At 72.0% G+C, this 15,743-nt stretch carries 9 protein-coding genes; 4 read left to right on the forward strand and 5 right to left on the reverse strand.

What is annotated here, in order from left to right; genetic code table 11:
• Positions 1-4: 4 nt before the first annotated feature.
• Positions 5-541, reverse strand: coding sequence for an isochorismatase family cysteine hydrolase (locus tag AB0C84_RS08175; RefSeq protein WP_361062645.1), 537 nt, complete (start codon positions 539-541; stop codon positions 5-7).
• 40 nt (positions 542-581) lie between these two features.
• Positions 582-1,199 carry a TetR/AcrR family transcriptional regulator gene (locus AB0C84_RS08180; protein WP_361062648.1) on the reverse strand — a complete coding sequence of 206 codons (618 nt, stop codon included), beginning with the start codon at positions 1,197-1,199 and terminating at the stop codon, positions 582-584.
• Between the two features lie 86 nt (positions 1,200-1,285).
• Here AB0C84_RS08180 and AB0C84_RS08185 point away from each other — a divergent pair, with 86 nt between their 5' ends.
• Both AB0C84_RS08185 and AB0C84_RS08190 read left to right on the forward strand, forming a co-directional pair.
• Positions 1,286-2,200, forward strand: coding sequence for an oxygenase MpaB family protein (locus AB0C84_RS08185; RefSeq protein WP_361062651.1), 915 nt, complete (start codon positions 1,286-1,288; stop codon positions 2,198-2,200).
• A gap of 23 nt (positions 2,201-2,223) precedes the next feature.
• Positions 2,224-3,768, forward strand: a complete 1,545-nt coding sequence (locus AB0C84_RS08190; protein WP_361062653.1) for an AMP-binding protein — start codon at positions 2,224-2,226, stop codon at positions 3,766-3,768.
• Between the two features lie 47 nt (positions 3,769-3,815).
• On the opposite strand, the gene AB0C84_RS08195 is transcribed toward AB0C84_RS08190, so the two are convergent.
• Both AB0C84_RS08195 and AB0C84_RS08200 read right to left on the reverse strand, forming a co-directional pair.
• The gene (locus AB0C84_RS08195; RefSeq protein WP_361062656.1) at positions 3,816-5,456 is read right to left on the reverse strand and encodes a hypothetical protein; all 1,641 of its coding nucleotides are present in this window, start codon (positions 5,454-5,456) and stop codon (positions 3,816-3,818) included.
• On the reverse strand, positions 5,453-7,090 hold the full coding sequence (locus AB0C84_RS08200; protein WP_361062659.1) for a hypothetical protein: 1,638 nt from the start codon (positions 7,088-7,090) through the stop codon (positions 5,453-5,455). The genes AB0C84_RS08195 and AB0C84_RS08200 overlap by 4 nt, the downstream gene beginning before the upstream one ends.
• Positions 7,091-7,436: 346 nt before the next feature.
• Here AB0C84_RS08200 and AB0C84_RS08205 point away from each other — a divergent pair, with 346 nt between their 5' ends.
• Both AB0C84_RS08205 and AB0C84_RS08210 read left to right on the forward strand, forming a co-directional pair.
• Positions 7,437-13,889 (forward strand): RHS repeat-associated core domain-containing protein, encoded by a 6,453-nt coding sequence (locus tag AB0C84_RS08205; protein ID WP_361062662.1) that lies wholly within the window; start codon positions 7,437-7,439, stop codon positions 13,887-13,889.
• A 63-nt stretch (positions 13,890-13,952) separates the two neighbouring features.
• A complete protein-coding gene (locus tag AB0C84_RS08210) occupies positions 13,953-14,864 on the forward strand; it encodes a hypothetical protein (RefSeq protein WP_361062665.1) in 912 nt (303 codons plus the stop codon).
• A gap of 27 nt (positions 14,865-14,891) precedes the next feature.
• On the opposite strand, the gene AB0C84_RS08215 is transcribed toward AB0C84_RS08210, so the two are convergent.
• Complete coding sequence (locus tag AB0C84_RS08215; protein ID WP_361062668.1) at positions 14,892-15,428, reverse strand: hypothetical protein; 537 nt, start codon at positions 15,426-15,428, stop codon at positions 14,892-14,894.
• Between the last annotated feature and the right edge of the window lie 315 nt (positions 15,429-15,743).

Below are 15,743 nucleotides of genomic sequence, written 5' to 3' on the forward strand. Positions count from 1 at the left end.
CCTCTCAGAAACACCGCCCGGCGTCGACGATCTCGGCGCGCATGTTCGACTCCATCATGCGCAGCGCCGCGTCCCCGAGCCCGGCGTCGATGTGCGCGACCGCGTCCCGGACCACCGTGAGCCGGAAGTGCCGGACGTAGGCGTCCAGCGCGCTGTAAAGGACGCACTGCTCGGTGACCTGGCCGGTGAGGACGACCCGCTCCACCTTCTCGCGGGACAGCAGGTACTCCAGGGCGGTGCCGTAGAACGCGCTGTGCCTCACCTTGGACATGAACCCGCAGCCGGGCGCCGGGACGACGGGCTCGACGAGATCGGGCCGCCGCCCGTTCAGGGCGCGGTCGATGATGTCCTTCCGGTCGGCCGAGAAGTCGCCGTAGTTGTCGTTGACGTAGAGGACGCGCACGTCGTCGCGCCGCCTGGCGTCGTCCAGCAGGCGGCGCAGCGGGTCCACCACCTCCTCGACGCTCTCGATCAGCGCGTCCGCGTCCCGGTGGTCGTACGGGTTCAGCATGTCGATGACGACCAGTGCGCTCGTACTCACAGACGTGCCCTGCCCTGCGAGGACGTCCGCAACCGCCGGGTCAGCCGCGGATGTGGCCGATGACGAGGGCGGCCAGCTCGTCCACCATCCGCTCGTGCGGGATGGGCGGCCGGTCCAGGACGTACTTGATGGACAGCAGGCCGACGGTCTCGGTGATGACCCACAGCGTGGCGTCGATGTCGAGGTCGTCGCGGAACTCCGCGCGGTTGAGCAGGAGGTAGACGCGCACCAGGTCGGTCAGCCGCCGCTGCAGGGCCGCGAGCTTGTCGAACGGCCCGAGCCGCGGCACCTGCTCGACGACGATGCGCAGCAGGTCGGCGTTCTCCTCGAACAGCCGGATCTGGACGTCCAGCAGGGCGCGCCCGGCCTCCTGCCACGGCAGGCGCATCGTGGCATCGATCTCCTCGCCGAGCCGGTCGGCGAGGCGGTCGGCAAAGCGGTCCAGCACCGCGATGACGATCGCGTCCTTGTTGGGGAAGTACTGGTACAGCGACCCATTGCCGACGCCCGCGGCCTTGGCGATCCGGTTGGTGGAGGCGCCGTCGTACCCGCGCTCGGACAGAACGCGAGTGGCGGCCTCCAGGATCCGCTCGACGGTGCGGCGCGAGCGGTCCTGGGAGGGGGTTCTGCGCGGCGAAAGCCCAGGTGAGCGCGCCACCGGCGGTTCCCTCCGAAACGCGACTTGTAAGCGACTGCTTATTCGCGTTTAGCTTACAGGAGTCGTTTCGTCAGGAGGTCGCGCCGATGACGGTGACCGAGGGGACGCCCGCGAGCCCGCCGGCCGGGCGGGAGCGCCGCGGCGAGCCGGCGCCGTTCGGGCCCGGCTCGCTGCTGTGGGAGCAGATGGGGCTCTACACGTCGGCGATCGCGGGCAACGGCGTGTTCATCCTCCAGGTGATGCACCCGGCGATCGGCACCGTGGTCGACCGGTTGTCGAGCTTCCGCACCGACCCGCTCGGCCGCGCCGCGCGCAGCTTCGCCTCGGTGCAGACCTGGGTCTACGGCGGGCGCACCGCCATCGAGGAGGGACGGCGGCTGCGCGAGATGCACAAGCCGCTCAGCGCCGTCGACGAGGAGGGCCGGCGCCACCACGCGCTGTCGGCCGGGCCGTGGGCGTGGGTCCACCTCACCGGCTTCTACGCCGCCGTCACCGCGGCCAGGTACTTCGCGCCGGCCCCGCTGACGCCGGAGGAGGAGCAGCGGATATTCGACGAGTTCCTCCAGCTCGGGAGGATCCTGCAAGTCCCCGAGCGGATGCTGCCGGAGACAATCCCCGACTACTGGGCCTATTTTGACGACATGGTGGCCAACACCCTCGTCCCTCACAAGGTCGCGCACGAGGTGCTCGCGCAGATGGACCGGGTGCCGCCGGGCGTGCCCGGCCCGCTGCGTCCGGCCGTCGCCCCCCTGAGCATGGCCGCCGGACGGCTCGGACGGCTGATCACGATCGGCACCCTCCCGGCGGAGGCGCGCGACAAGCTCGGCCTGCGGTGGACCGCCGCGGACGAGCGCAGGCTCCGCCTGGCCGGGCAGGTCATCGGGCGGGGCGCGCCGCTGCTGCCCGAACGCGTCCGCTACATGCCGATCGCCTACCGCGCCCGGCAGGCCGCCCGCGCCCAGGAACGGCTGGAGCGCGCCCTGGCGCACCGGCCCATGTGAACCCCCGCAGGAGGTCGATCACCATGTCCGCCGAAGACCCGCTCGCGGCGATGGCCGCCGGCGCCCCCGCGAAGCTCGCGGTCGTCGAGGACGAGCGGCGCCTGACCTACCCCGAGTTCAACGCGCTGGTGAACCGGTACGCCAACCTCCTGGTCGAGCACGGCGTCCGGGCCGGCACCAAGGTCGTGTGGTGCGGCCGCAACAGCACCGAGGTCGTCGCGCTGATCTCCGCCCTGCGCAAGTGCGGGGCCGTCGGCGTCCCGCTGAACTACCGCCTCACGCCGGAGGAGACCGCCTACGTCGTCGAGAACGCCGACGCCGCGCTCGTGGTGTTCGACGCCGAGCAGGCTCCCCAGCTCGAAGCGGCCCGGAAGCAGGCGGCCGGCGTCCGCGCCTGGCTCGCCTGGGGCCCCGCGGCGCCGGACTGGGCCTCCTCGCTCGACGCCCTGGCCGAACGGAGCCCCGAGACCGAGCCCGTCGCCCGCGGCGCCGACCCGGCGGCCGGCACCTCGATGTTCTACACCTCCGGGACGACCGGCAAGCCCAAGGGCGTCGTGCGGGGCGAGCACGACCCTGCGCTGGTCCTCGGGCTGGTCGGCGAGATCGGCTTCGAACCCGGCGACGTCTACCTCACGACCGGCCCGCTCTACCACTCGGGCCCGATGAGCTTCATGCTCATCGTCCAGCTCATGGGCGGGACCGTGGTCGTGATGCGCGACTTCGACCCCGAACGCTGGCTGGACCTGGTCGAACGGCACCGGGTCACCACCACCTTCTCGGCGCCGACCCCGATCCGCCGCGTGGTGGACCTGCCGGAGGAGACGATCCGCCGCCGGGACCTGTCGTCCCTGCGGCGCGTCATCGCCAACGCCGCCCCGTGGCCCTTCGAGCTCAAGCGCCGGTACGTCGACCGGATCGGCGACGGCTCCCTGTTCGAGGTGTACGGCTCCACCGAGCTCGGCGTGGACACCGTCCTGCGCCCCGAGGACCAGATGCGCAAGCCCGGAAGCTGCGGCCGCGCCGCCCCCGGCGTCGAGATCGCGCTGTTCGGCGAGGACGGCGGCCCCGTCGAGGAGCCGCACGTGCCCGGCGACCTCTACGTGCGCGGCACCGGCACCTTCAACGCCTACTACAAGGCCGAGGGCAAGTTCCAGGACGCCAGCCGCGGCGACTGGCTGACCGTCGGCGACATCGCCTACCGGGACGAGGAGGGCTTCTACTACATCTGCGACCGCCGCACCGACATGATCATTTCGGGCGGGATGAACATCTACCCGGCCGAGATCGAGGCCGTCCTCACCGCCCACCCGGCGGTGGCCGACGCGGCCGTGTTCGGCGTCCCGTCCGACGAATGGGGCGAGTCCGTCCACGCCGCCATCGTCCTGGCGCCGGACGGCGCAGCCACGGACGACGACCTGCGCGCCTTCTGCCGGGAGCACCTGGCCGCCTACAAGACCCCCCGGGGCTTCGACCGGCTCTCCGAGATCCCCCGCAACCCCTCGGGCAAGACCCTGAAACGCCAGCTCCGCGCCCCCTACTGGGAGTCCCGAACCTCCAACCTCACCTGACCCGGCGGCAGAGCACGTCGCCCTGCCGCCGCGTTGGGGACGTCCTCTCAACCGGCTTGGACGGGCTCGCTCCTGGCCGAGCGGTAGCGGTTGTCGAAGGGGTCGATCGCGCGGATGGAATAGGTGTGGCCGCTGCCGGGGGCCAGCCCGGTGTCGGTGTAGACGTGGGTCTTCAGATCCCAGAACCTGGACGTCGACTCGATGGTGTGGACGACGGTGTTGTCGTCGCGGACGACCTGGTAGGTGAGCTTCTCGTTGTCGCGGTCCCAGGTCTCGGTCCAGGTGACCGCCAGCTGGCCGGTGGTGCCGTCCGGCTTGGTGACGGTCGGTTTGTGGACGGGCTCGGAGGGGTTGGCGTCCTTGGTGACGGCCAGGGAGCCGTAACGGGTGAGCCCCTGCTGGGATCGTCCGTTGACGGTGGTGAAGTCCCCGCCGACCCAGAGGTAGCGGCCGTCGTTGTCCATGGCGCGGGGGCCCTGGTTGTAGGTGGTGGGGCCGCCGTTGGTGTTGGGGAACCAGTGCAGGATGGGCGGGGTGTCGTACTGGGCGGGGTCGGGATGGGTGGGCTCGGCGAGCAGCCGCTGGTAGGGCAGATCGGGGACGATCTCGGGGAACCCGCCGGGCTGGGTGGAGCAGTCGTGGGCGTGGGAGCCGCTGTAGAGGATCCCGTCCATGATGCTGACGGCCTGGGTGGCGCCCCGGCATCCGTCGATCCAGCGGAGGGTCCCGTCGCCCGGGTCGAGGGCCAGCCGCCCGTCGAAGGTGCTCTCTCCGTCGGCCGAGGCGTAGACGGCCTCGTCATCGGTCACCAGGTCGGTCACCCAGGAGCGGCGGGCGTCGTCGATGTGGTCGACCCCGGTGGCCCAGGGCGCGCTGGCCCCGGTGGCGGCGTAGACGGCGCCCAGGCCGTGAGGCGGGTTTCCGTTCAGGTTGTTGAAGTCGCCGCCGATGATGACGCGGCTGCCGTCGGGCGAGAGGACCATGGCGTGGACGCCACGGTCCGCGGTGGGCGCCCAGCCGGTCAGGGTGCCGTCGGCGGCGGTGAAGGCGGCGAGGCGCTGCCGGGAGGCGCCGTCGACCGTGGTGAAGTACCCGCCGGCGTAGACGGTGGTGCCGGTCACCGCCAGGGCCTTGACCCGGCTGTTGAGCTCGTGCTGGAAGCCGTCGAGGGCTCCGGTGGACGCGTCGAACGAGGCGATCTTCCCCCGGCGCTGATTGTCGATCTTGGTGAAGTCGCCCCCGACGTAGAGCCGCGCGCCGTCCGGGGACGGCCGGATCTCCCAGACCGCGTCGCAGACCCAGCGGTCGCCGCCGAGGTCGTCGCAGTCGTTCTGCCGGGTGGTACTGGTGAAGGGGGTGCCCTCCACGACGGGCGCCCACGGCAGGGGCTCGCCCGTGGCGACGTCGAAGGCGGCCAGGTTGTGGCGCGGCAGCTCGCCGGGGTCGCCGGGCGAGGTGCCGGGGGGACGGATGTGGTCGAAGTTCCCGCCGGCGTAGACCACGCCGCCGACCGTCGCGACCGACCACACCACCCCGTCGGTCTGCCAGGTCGGCAGGTCGTCGGCTGCGATCGTCGCGGGCGTTCCGGCGGGCGGAGCGGTGTCGGCGCCCGCGGGCGCCGCGAGCGCCCACAGGAGCAGAGCGGCGAGGCCGGCCGCCGCCTGCCGTCGCGTACGGAGTCGTGTCACCGCTGAGCCTCTCCGCCGCTCGGCGCAAGCCCGGCCTGGACCGGACCGGCGGGAGGCGACTCGGTGGTGTTGCCGAAATGGTCCGTGGCCCGGACCGTGTAGGTGTGGGCGCTGCCGGGCGCCAGACCGGTGTCGGTGTAGGTGAGTTTCGCCAGGTCCCAGAACGCGGACGCCGAGTCGAGGGTGTGGACGACGGTGGTGCCGTCCCGGACCACCCGGTAGGTGAGCCGCCGGTTGTCGCGATCCCAGGTCTGGGTCCAGGTGACCGTCAGGGCGCCGCTGCTCCCGGCGGGCGGGGCCACGGTGGGAGCGGCGAGCGGCTGGGGCGGCGTGGTGTCGGCCTGGACGGCGAGGGTGCCGAAGCGGGTGAGCCCCTGTTGGGACCGGCCGTTGACGGTCGTGAAGTCCCCGCCGGCCCACAGGTACCGGCCGTCGTTGTCCATCGCGCGCGGACCCTGGTTGTCGGTGCCGGCGCCGCCGTCGGTGTCGGGGAACCAGTGCAGGATCGGCGGGGTGTCGTACTGAGCGGGGTCAGGTCGGGCCGGCTCGGCGAGCAACCGCTGGTGGCTGCCGTTGAGGGACGGGAAACCGCCCGGCTGGGTGGAGCAGTCGTGGGCGTGGGAGCCGCTGTAGAGGACGCCCTCCAGCAGCGAGACGGTCTCGGTGCCGCCCAGGCAGTTGTCGATCCAGCGCAGGGCGCCGCCGTCGGGGTCGACGGCCAGGCGGCCGTCGAAGGTTCCGGTCCCGGCGGCGCCGACGTAGACGGTGTCACCGTCCGCGACCATGTCGGTGGCCCAGGACTGGCGCGAGTCGCTGACGTACTCCAGGCCGGTCTGCCAGGGGGCGCTGGTGCCGGTGGCGTCGGTGCGGACGGCGCCGAGGCCGTGCGGCGGGTTGCCGTTGAGCGTGTTGAACTTCCCGCCGATGACGACCCGCGACCCGTCCGGCGAGACGATCATGGACATGACGCGGCGGTCGGCCGCGGGTGCCCACGCGGTGAGCGATCCGTCGGAGGCGGCGAAGGCGGCCAGGCGGGCGCGGGGGACGCCGTCGACGGTGGTGAAGGAGCCGCCGGCGTAGACGGTGGAGCCGGTCGCGGCAAGGGTCTCGACGGCCGACTCCATCTCGTGCCGGAACCCGGTGAGGGCCCCGCCGGGCAGAGAGAACGACCCGATCCGGGGCCTGGACAAGCCGTTGATCTTGGTGAACCGGCCGCCGACGTAGAGGGTCCGGCCGTCGGGGGAGGGCTCCAGGTCCTCGACGGTGGCCTCGTTGCCGGGGTTGGCCTCCACGAGGGGGTTCCACGGGAGCGGTTCACCGGTGGCGGCGTCGAAGGCGGCCAGGCCGCCGCGGGGGATCTCGGCGGGGTCTCCGGGGGCGGTGCCGGGCGGGCGGATCGCGGTGAAGGAGCCGCCGGCGTAGACGGTGCCGCCGACGATGGCGACCGTCCAGACGGTGCCGTTGGTCTGCCACGCCGGCAGCGGGTCGGCGGTTGCGGTGCCCGGCTCGCCCGGGGGCGGGTCGGTGTCGGCGGTCGCGGCCGGCGCTCCGGTGAGCGCGGCGGTCAGGGCGGCCGCCGCGGAAAGGAGGGCGAACGGCCGCCGGACGAGGCCGCGCCCGCTCGGGTGCCTCACCCGCGGTGCGGCAGGGATCGGTGCTGAGGGGAGCCGTGTCGCCGGGAGTCGTCTCGTCCGGAGCCACGCGGTCGGGAGCCAGGGCGCAGGGAGCATCGGGGCCTCTCCGTGGAGGTCGAGGTCTCGTCGGCGTGATCATCACATCCGCCCACCGCGCGGACAAGATCGGTATTGACCGATTCTGTCATTAGGGTCAGCACCCTCTTTTCCGGGTGAGTTCCTTGATCTTTTCGCGCGCGGACGCCCGGTTCCGCGTTCCGGTTGGCGCGCTGTCCGGACGCGGACTTGATCTTGTGAGTGACCTGCCGCTCCGTCCGGCGGGGCCGTCCGCGATCGTCCGCGGGTCTTGATCACCTTCGTCGGCGACCGCATCGTCGAGGGCGTCGGCGACCGGTGGACCCACGACGCGGCGAAGTCCTCGTCGTGCCACCGGCGCCCGGGACACCGCAGGCGGCTCGGCCGAGCCGGCCGCCTGCCTTGGAAGGGGCAGGTGACTCGCATGGGCGGGCGCAAGGCGTTGCGGACCGGACGGCCGCTGCGGATCGTGGCGATCGGCATGACGGTGGTGCTAGCGGCGGGATTCGCCACGGCCCCCGCCGCGCAGGCCGACCCCCGGCGGTCGGGCCGTCCCGAGGTCGCCGACCGCACGCGCACGGTCGACGGGAAGAACCTGAAGGTCCGCCCCCGGACCCCGGACCCCGCCGCCGGAGCGGCGCGGACTGCCAGGGCCGCCTGGCCGCGGCCGGGGACGGCCGTGGTGAAGGCGCCGGGCCGTCAGGCCGCGCGTTCCGGTTCGGCCGAGGGCCTGGAGCGGGCGAAGGGGCTGCCGGTCGCGCTCGCGGCCCCCGGCCCGGCGGCCGAGGGCGCGGCGGCACGGCCCGCGCTGGAAGGGCCGGTGGACGTCACGGTGCTGGACCGCCGGGCGGCGGGCCGGGCGGGCGTCGACGGCCTGATGTTCACTCTGGCCCCGGCGGACCAGGGAGCCTCGGGACGGGTCGGGGTTCGCCTGGACTACTCCTCGTTCGCCCAGGCGTTCGGCGGTTCCTACGGCACCCGGCTCCGCCTCGCCCGGCTGCCCGCCTGTGCCCTGACGACCCCCGCCAGGCCGGAGTGCCGGACGTCCGTCCCCGTTCCCACGGCCAACGACGGCGAGAAACGGACTCTCGCCGCGGACGTGGACACCGCCGACGCGAGCGGCCAGGCGGCCCCCACCGTGCTCGCCGCGGTCGCCGCGCCGGAGGGATCGCAGGGCGACTACACGGCCACGAAACTGGAGCCCTCCGCCACGTGGACGGCATCCGGGAGCACCGGCGACTTCACCTGGTCCTACCCCGTCAAGACGCCTCCGGTGCCCGGGGGCCTCACCCCCGGCGTCACCCTGTCCTACTCGGCGCAGAGCGTGGACGGCCGGACCGTCAACACCAACAGCCAGCCCTCGTGGGCCGGTGAGGGCTTCGACTTCTGGCCGGGGTTCATCGAGCAGCGCTACAAGTCGTGCGCCGACGACGGCGCGCCCAAGGACGCGCAGGGCAACACCCCCGGGGACCTGTGCTGGGGCTACGAGAACGCCACCGTCACCTGGAACGGCAAGGGCGGCGAGCTGATCAAGGCGGCCGACGGGAGTTGGCGGCTCAAGAACGACGACGGGACGCGGTTCGAGCGGCTCGCCTCGTCCGACACCGGCAACGGCGACCACGAGGGCGAGTACTGGAAGGTCACCACCACCGACGGCACCCAGTACTTCTTCGGCCGCAACCACCTGCCCGGCTACGGCTCGGGCGGCCCGGAGACCAATTCGGCCTGGACGGTGCCGGTGTTCGGCGACGACGCCGGCGAGCCCTGCCACAAGGACTCCGGGTTCGCCGAATCCTGGTGCCAGCAGGCGTGGCGCTGGAACCTGGACATGATCGTCGACCCGGACGACAACGCCGCCATCTACCTGTACGACAAGGAGACCAACCACTACGCCCGCAACCTCAGACCGGCCGACGCCACCCCCTACACCCGCGGCGGCTACCTGAAGTCCGTCGAGTACGGGCTGCGCGGCGCCAACGTCTTCGCCGGAGCCCCGCCCGCGCGGGTCCTGTTCGAGACGTCCGAGCGCTGCATCCCCGACGCCTCGTTCGACTGCGACCCCGCGAAGATCTCCGCCAACCCGGCCCAGTGGCCGGACGTGCCCTGGGACATGAACTGCGAGGCCGGCACCGAGTGCAAGGACGGGCACGGTTCCACCTCGCCCACGTTCTGGTCGCGCAAGCGCCTCACCAAGATCACCACGCAGGTCAACCGGGGGTCCGGATGGCCGTACCGCGACGTCGCCTCCTGGACCCTCGCCCACCGGTGGGGCGCGGAGACCGACGAGCGCGACCTGCTGCTCGAAGGGATCCAGCACACTGGCCTGGCCGGCCCGCAGGGCGCCGAGAAGATCGCCCTTCCCAAGGTCACGTTCAACCATGTGGCGAAGGCCAACCGGCTCGACCAGGCCGGAGACGGGCTCCCGCCCTACACGCGGTACCGCGTCAGCAAGATCTTCGACGAGGTCGGCGGCGAGTTGGACGTCGCCTACTCGGGCGCCGACTGCACCCGGGCGGCGCCGCCCACCCCGGAGAGCAACACCCGGCGCTGCTTCCCGACCGTCTGGCACGCGCCGGGATCGAGCACGCCGATCACCGACTGGTTCCACAAGTACGTCGTGACATCGATCGTGCAGAAGGACCGCACCGGCCGTTCCCCGGACATGGCGACGGAGTACGGCTACCTCGGAGGGGCCGCCTGGCACTACGACGATGACGACGGCCTGACCAGGGAGAAGTACAAGACCTGGTCTCAGTGGCGCGGCTACGGCCAGGTCCGGGTGACCTCGGGTGCCGCCGGCGCGCCGACGGCCCAGACCGACACCTACTATTTGCGCGGGATGCACGGCGACCGCGCCGGCCCGGACGGGGGCGCCAAGACCGTCACCGTCCCCGACGGGGAAGGCGGTGTCCACACCGACGCGGAGGGGCTCGACGGCTTCACCCTGAAGACGGTCGACTACCTCGCTCCCGGCGGCTCGGTGCACCAGAAGGCCGTGAACGTCCCGTGGCGGCACCAGACGGCGATCCGGGAGCGGTCGTGGGGGACTGTCACCGCCAACGCCGTCCTGATCGACAACTCCCGGACCTGGACCGCGCTGGACGGCGGCGCCTGGCGCCAGACCAAGACCGCGAGCGTCTACGAGACCGACCTGTCCAAGGTCGGCCGGGTCAAGCAGGTGGACGACCTCGGCGACGTGAGCATCGCCTCTGACGACAAGTGCACCCGGACCGAGTACGCCGACAACGTCGACAAGTGGATGGTCTCGTACAAGGCGAGGGTCGAGACCGTCTCGGTCGCGTGCGCCACGACCCCTGAACGGCCCAAGCATGTCGTGTCGGACGAACGCACCTTCTACGACAACGGTGCCTTCCAGGCCCCGCCGACCAGAGGTGACGTGACCCTCACCGAGAAGGTCGCGGGCTATGACGGATCCACCGCCCGGTACGTCACCGACAAGAAGAGCACCTACGACGCCTTCGGCCGCACGCTCACCGAGTCGAACGCGCTCGGCCAGACGACCACCACCCGCTACACCGACACCGCGGGCCTCACGACGAAGACGACGAAGACCACGCCTCCCGCCGTCCCCGGGAACGCGGCCACGGCGCTGACGACGACGGAGGAGCTGGACCCGGCCTGGGGTGAGCCCACCGCCAAGGTCGACAACGCCAACAACCTGCGCACGACGCTCACCCGCGACGCGTTCGGCCGCCTCGACACGGTGTGGCTGCCCAACCGCCCGAAGAACGACCAGCAGCCGCCGAGCCTGAAGTTCGACTACCAGATCACCGACGGCCGGATCGTCGCGGTGACCACCCGCTCCCTGACCGCGGCCGGCGGGCAGCGGACGTCGACGGAGCTGTTCGACGGCTGGCTGCGGTCCAGGCAGACGCAGGAGCCGCGGGCCGGGGGGCGGCTCGTCTCCGACACCTTCTACGACGACCGCGGCAAGGTCGCCAAGAAGTACTCGGCCTATCCGGCCGCGGGCGCTCCCTCCACCGACCTGTTCGGCGTGGACAGTCCCGGCGACGTGGCGACGCAGACGCTGTTCTCCTATGACGGCCTCGGCCGCACGACCCTGGAGCGCTTCGTGACCGGGAGCGGCTCCGGGCAGGAGCGGTGGCGGACGACGACCACCTACGGCGGGAACTGGAAGGCGGTCGATCCGCCCGCCGGCGGCACGCCGACCGCCGAGATCACCGACGCCCGCGGCCGCGTCGTGGAGCGCCGCCAGTACTCGGGCCCGGCGCCGACCGGCGGTTACGACGCCACGACGTACGCCTACGACGGCGCCGGACGCGTGACGAAGGTGACCGACCCGTCCGGCAACATGTGGACCGACGAGTACGACCTGCTCGGACGCAAAGTCAAGATCAGCGACCCGTCGAAGGGGACGACCACCCGGACCTACGACGACGCCGGCAACCTCGTCACCAGCACCGACGCCCGCGACAGGACCGTCCACTTCGGCTATGACGGGCTCGGCCGCAAGACCGAGGTCCGCGCGGACTCGGCCACCGGAGCCCGCCTCGCCTCGTGGACCTACGACACCGCCACGCGCGGGAAGGGCCTTCCGGCCGCCGCGACCAGGCACGGCGAACGCGGCGACTACACCACCACCACGTCCTCCTACGATCCGCTCGGACGGGCCGAGTCGACGACCTACACCGTCCCCGCCGCCGAAGGCGCGCTGGCGGGCTCCTACACCTTCACCAAGAGCTACAACCTCGACGGAACCGTTAAGGAGGAGGGGCTTCCCGCCGCCGGCGGCCTTCCCGCCGAGACCCTCAGGCGCACCTACGACGACGACCAGAACGCCACCCGGCTCACCAGCGACCTCGGCACCTATGTCGGGCTCACCGAGTACACGCCGATCGGCCAGCAGAAGCTCGTCGAGCTGGGCGAGTCCGGCAAGCGGGTCTGGAGCGCCTACGAATGGGAGGCGGGCACCCAGCGGCTGAAGTCCTCGCGCACCTACCGGGAGGGCGTCACCGGTGACGACCGGAACGCCTCCTACCGCTACGACGACTCCGGCAACATCCTGTCGATCAGCGACGCGTCCAGCGCTGGAACCGACAACCAGTGCTTCCAGTACGACTACCTGCGGCGGCTCACCGAGGCGTGGACGGAGCCGGACGCGGACTGCTCGGCGACCCCGGCGGCCGGCGCCGTCGGCGGGCCCGCCCCCTACTGGCAGACGCTCACCTACGACAAGGCGGGCAACCGCAAGACCGAGACCCGGCACGGGCTCGCCGGCGGGGCGGACACCCTCCGCACCTACACCTACGCCGACCCCGGCAAGGGGAACCAGCTCGACCGGGTGGTCCAGACGGGCGGGGCGGGCGCCCGGACCGACGCGTTCGAGTACGACGCGGCGGGCGGCACCACGCGGCGGGCCCGCGGCGCGCAGACCCAGACGCTCGACTGGGACACCGAGGGCAGGCTGGCGAAGGTCACCGAGGGGGCGGCCGTCACCGAGTTCGTCTACGACGCCGAGGGGAACCGCCTGATGCGCCGCGAGACCGGCGGCGCCACCCTCTACCTGCCGGGGACCGAACTCCGGCTCACCGGCGGCGCTGCCGCATCCGCCGGCACCCGCTACTACACCCACAACGACCAGACCGTGGCCGTCCGGACGCCCGCCTCGCTGAACTTCCTGGCCGGGGACCACCAGGGCACATCGCAGGTCGCCGTGAACGCCGCCGACAGGACGTCCACCGTCCGCCGCTTCACCCCCTTCGGAGACCTCCGGGCGTTCCCCGAGGACGCGACCTGGCCGGGCGAGCGCGGATTCGTCGGCGGGGTGCGGGATCCGACGGGCCTCACCCACCTGGGCGTGCGCGAGTACGACTCCGAGACCGGACGGTTCCTCAGCGTCGACCCGATCATGGACCTCGCCGACCCGCAGCAGATGAACGGGTACGCCTACGCCGGCAACTCGCCGGTGACGTTGAGCGACCCCGACGGGCAGCATCCCTGCGATCCCGGATCGCCCCCGAGCTGCATGGCGGACTACGCGCGGTCGCAGGCCGAGAACATCGACAGGGAACGGCGGGAGACCACCCGCGACCACGACATCGTCGTCCGCGACACGGTCGGGCTCATCAAGAAGCGCATGAAGGAGATGGGCATCACCGGCCGCATCACCATCGCCAAACGGTTCAACAAGATCCCCGGCGGCGCGCGCGACGGGAGCGGCGGAACGGGATACGCCGACATCATCCTGTGGACCGACGACGCCGTCTACGTGTGGGAGGTGAAGGCGCGCGGCGGTAACACGAAGATCAACGGTGAATGGATATCGAACAAGGAACTCGGCCCGATCCAGTTGCGTCGCTATATCACTGAACTCCAAAAGAAGCTGCAGAAAAGAGGCGACGACCGGCAGGTGGAACGCGGATTCGGACTGGAGAGCGGCACGTCGATATCCACGCGGGGTGAAGTGATGCGCACCTGGTCGGGTGCCGACGACGGGGAGGAAGAGGGGCTCCGGTACTACGCCTACCAGCCGAAACCGAAGCGGCAGCCGCAGGAGCAGGAGCAGGAGCAGGAAGTCCCGCAGCCCGCGCCGAACCCCTGCATCGTGGCGGCGATGGCGGGACCGCCCTGCGGTGGCGGGCCCGTGCCCATCGTCCCAGGCGTCCCTGGCGTTCCGGCTCCGCGGGTACCGGTCCCGTCGATGCCGCGCTGCATGTTCCCGCAATTGGGATGCCTGCTGTAGCGTGATCGTGATCTGCGCACGCCGCAGGCCCGGCTGATCGAGAACGTCGACGGAGAGAACGCGGTGCCGTATTTCGAGGCCCTCCTAGATGTGGAAGTGCCGGAGGACGGGAGGTTCGCCGAGATCGCGGCGGGCTGGCTGTCCCAGGCCGCCAGGCTCGCTCCCGACTCCTGGGAGCTCCTGCGGCGGCAGAGGCTTCCTCTCTCGGACGCCTTTTATTCCGACTCCGGCGCTTCGATCGGTTCGCCGAACGGCCGGTGGGGCTCCTACCGGGTCACGTCGCGCTCCCGTCCCGGCGACATCCGGTCCCGTCCGTACTCGTCCGAGGCGCACGATCAGACGCTGGGCGAACTGGGCGGCCGTCCGCTGGACGTCACGTTCAAGGTGATCGAGCTGGACGCGAAGGGTGTCGCGGTCGCCGACGGCGCGCACGGGCTCTTCCTCCATGTGACGTCGGACGAGGACGAGCCCGGATGGGTCCAGCTGCGGGCGGTCTCCCTGCTGCGGGGAGAGGAGGGCGACCTCCGGCGGCCCGACGTCGCCGCGCGCTGGTGCGGGGTGCTGCTCGACACGGCGCGGTCCGTGGACCCGTCCTTCGGCCATCTGGCCGATGACGGCAAGCAGGGGAAGACCGCACTCGACCGCGCGCTGCGCCGCGGCCTGCTGAGCGATTCCGTGCGGCAGGGGCGGAGCCTCCTGCGCGGCTACTCGTGGGTGACGGTCTGCCCGGGGGAACTGGTCGAGCGCCTCGGCGGCGTCGGACGGCTGGAGGACTCCGGCGCCTTCGCCCGCGTGGTAGCGCTGCCCGGCGGAGGCGCCTGGCTCCAGGCGACGGACGACTACGGCGCGTACGACGAGGCCGCCGTGGAGCGAGTGTTCGACGTCCTCTCTCTTGTGCTCCCACCCGGTATGCCCAAGCGCCTCCCTTTCGACAGGAGAACGCCGCGACTGGTGTGGCGACCCGCCGCGGACTAGCGGCGGCGGGTGCCGGTCGTCGTTCGGTCAGGGGCGGGCGCGTTCGGTGCGGCGGTGGTCGGTCTTTACTTCGGGCTCCGATGGGCGGGCCCAGGGGGAGCGCTGGCCGGGGTGCCGGCGGTGGGCCCTGGCCCGTCTCGGGGGGCCTTGCGCCAGGTACTCCGTGGTGTCCTCGGCGTCCCGCGCGGAGGGCAGGCGCGGCGCGGTGCCGCGGTCGGCCAGGCGCGCCGAGGTGATCGTGAGTTCGTAGTGGGCCCACACCATGGCGGCGTTCTCCAGCCGGCGGGCCGCGGCCTGGACCAGGTAGACGTCGGACAGGGCGGTGACGATCAGCAGGACGGGCGTGCCGCGGTCCAGGTCGGCCGCGGTGGGGCCGGACGGCCAGACCGCCACGCGCAGGCGCCGGTCGTCGAGGACGCGCAGTTCGCCCCAGTCCGGCACGCAGGCCCGGGGCGACCCGTCGGGGGCACAAGTGATCAGGACGACGGGGTGCTGGCGGGAGGAGGCGCTGCTGATCGCCTGGACGGCGGCGGGGAGCACCTCGGGGGAGAACGCCATCGGCATGTCCGCCTTACGTCGAAGGTCCGGCCGGCCCGGCGGGGGCCCCGGGCCGGTCCCTGCTCGAAGAGGGTCCTTCTCGCTCACTCGATCATATGTTCGATTTTAGGGCCGGGCGAGCGATATTTCCACGAGCGGGTCGCCTGGGTCATTCCCGGTCCCGGGGGCCGGCCATGCACCAATCTGGCGCGCAGGGAACATGGTTGGCCCGTTGAGGATGCGTTCGCTCCGGGGCGTCCGCACGCGGCGTCGACCCGCAGCGGAAGGGTGCGCCGGACGTGGTAGGCGGTCATGAGCCCTCCCCGATGATCTCCAGGAACG

This window comes from Actinomadura sp. NPDC048955 (assembly GCF_040649435.1).
Taxonomy (GTDB): domain Bacteria; phylum Actinomycetota; class Actinomycetes; order Streptosporangiales; family Streptosporangiaceae; genus Spirillospora; species Spirillospora luteofluorescens.

Coding starts and splice junctions, on each gene's coding strand:
- AB0C84_RS08185 (WP_361062651.1), top strand. CDS start 1,286: ATGACGGTGACCGAGGGGACGCCCGCGAGCCCGCCGGCCGGGCGGGAG.
- AB0C84_RS08215 (WP_361062668.1), bottom strand. CDS start 15,428: ATGCCGATGGCGTTCTCCCCCGAGGTGCTCCCCGCCGCCGTCCAGGCG.
- AB0C84_RS08190 (WP_361062653.1), top strand. CDS start 2,224: ATGTCCGCCGAAGACCCGCTCGCGGCGATGGCCGCCGGCGCCCCCGCG.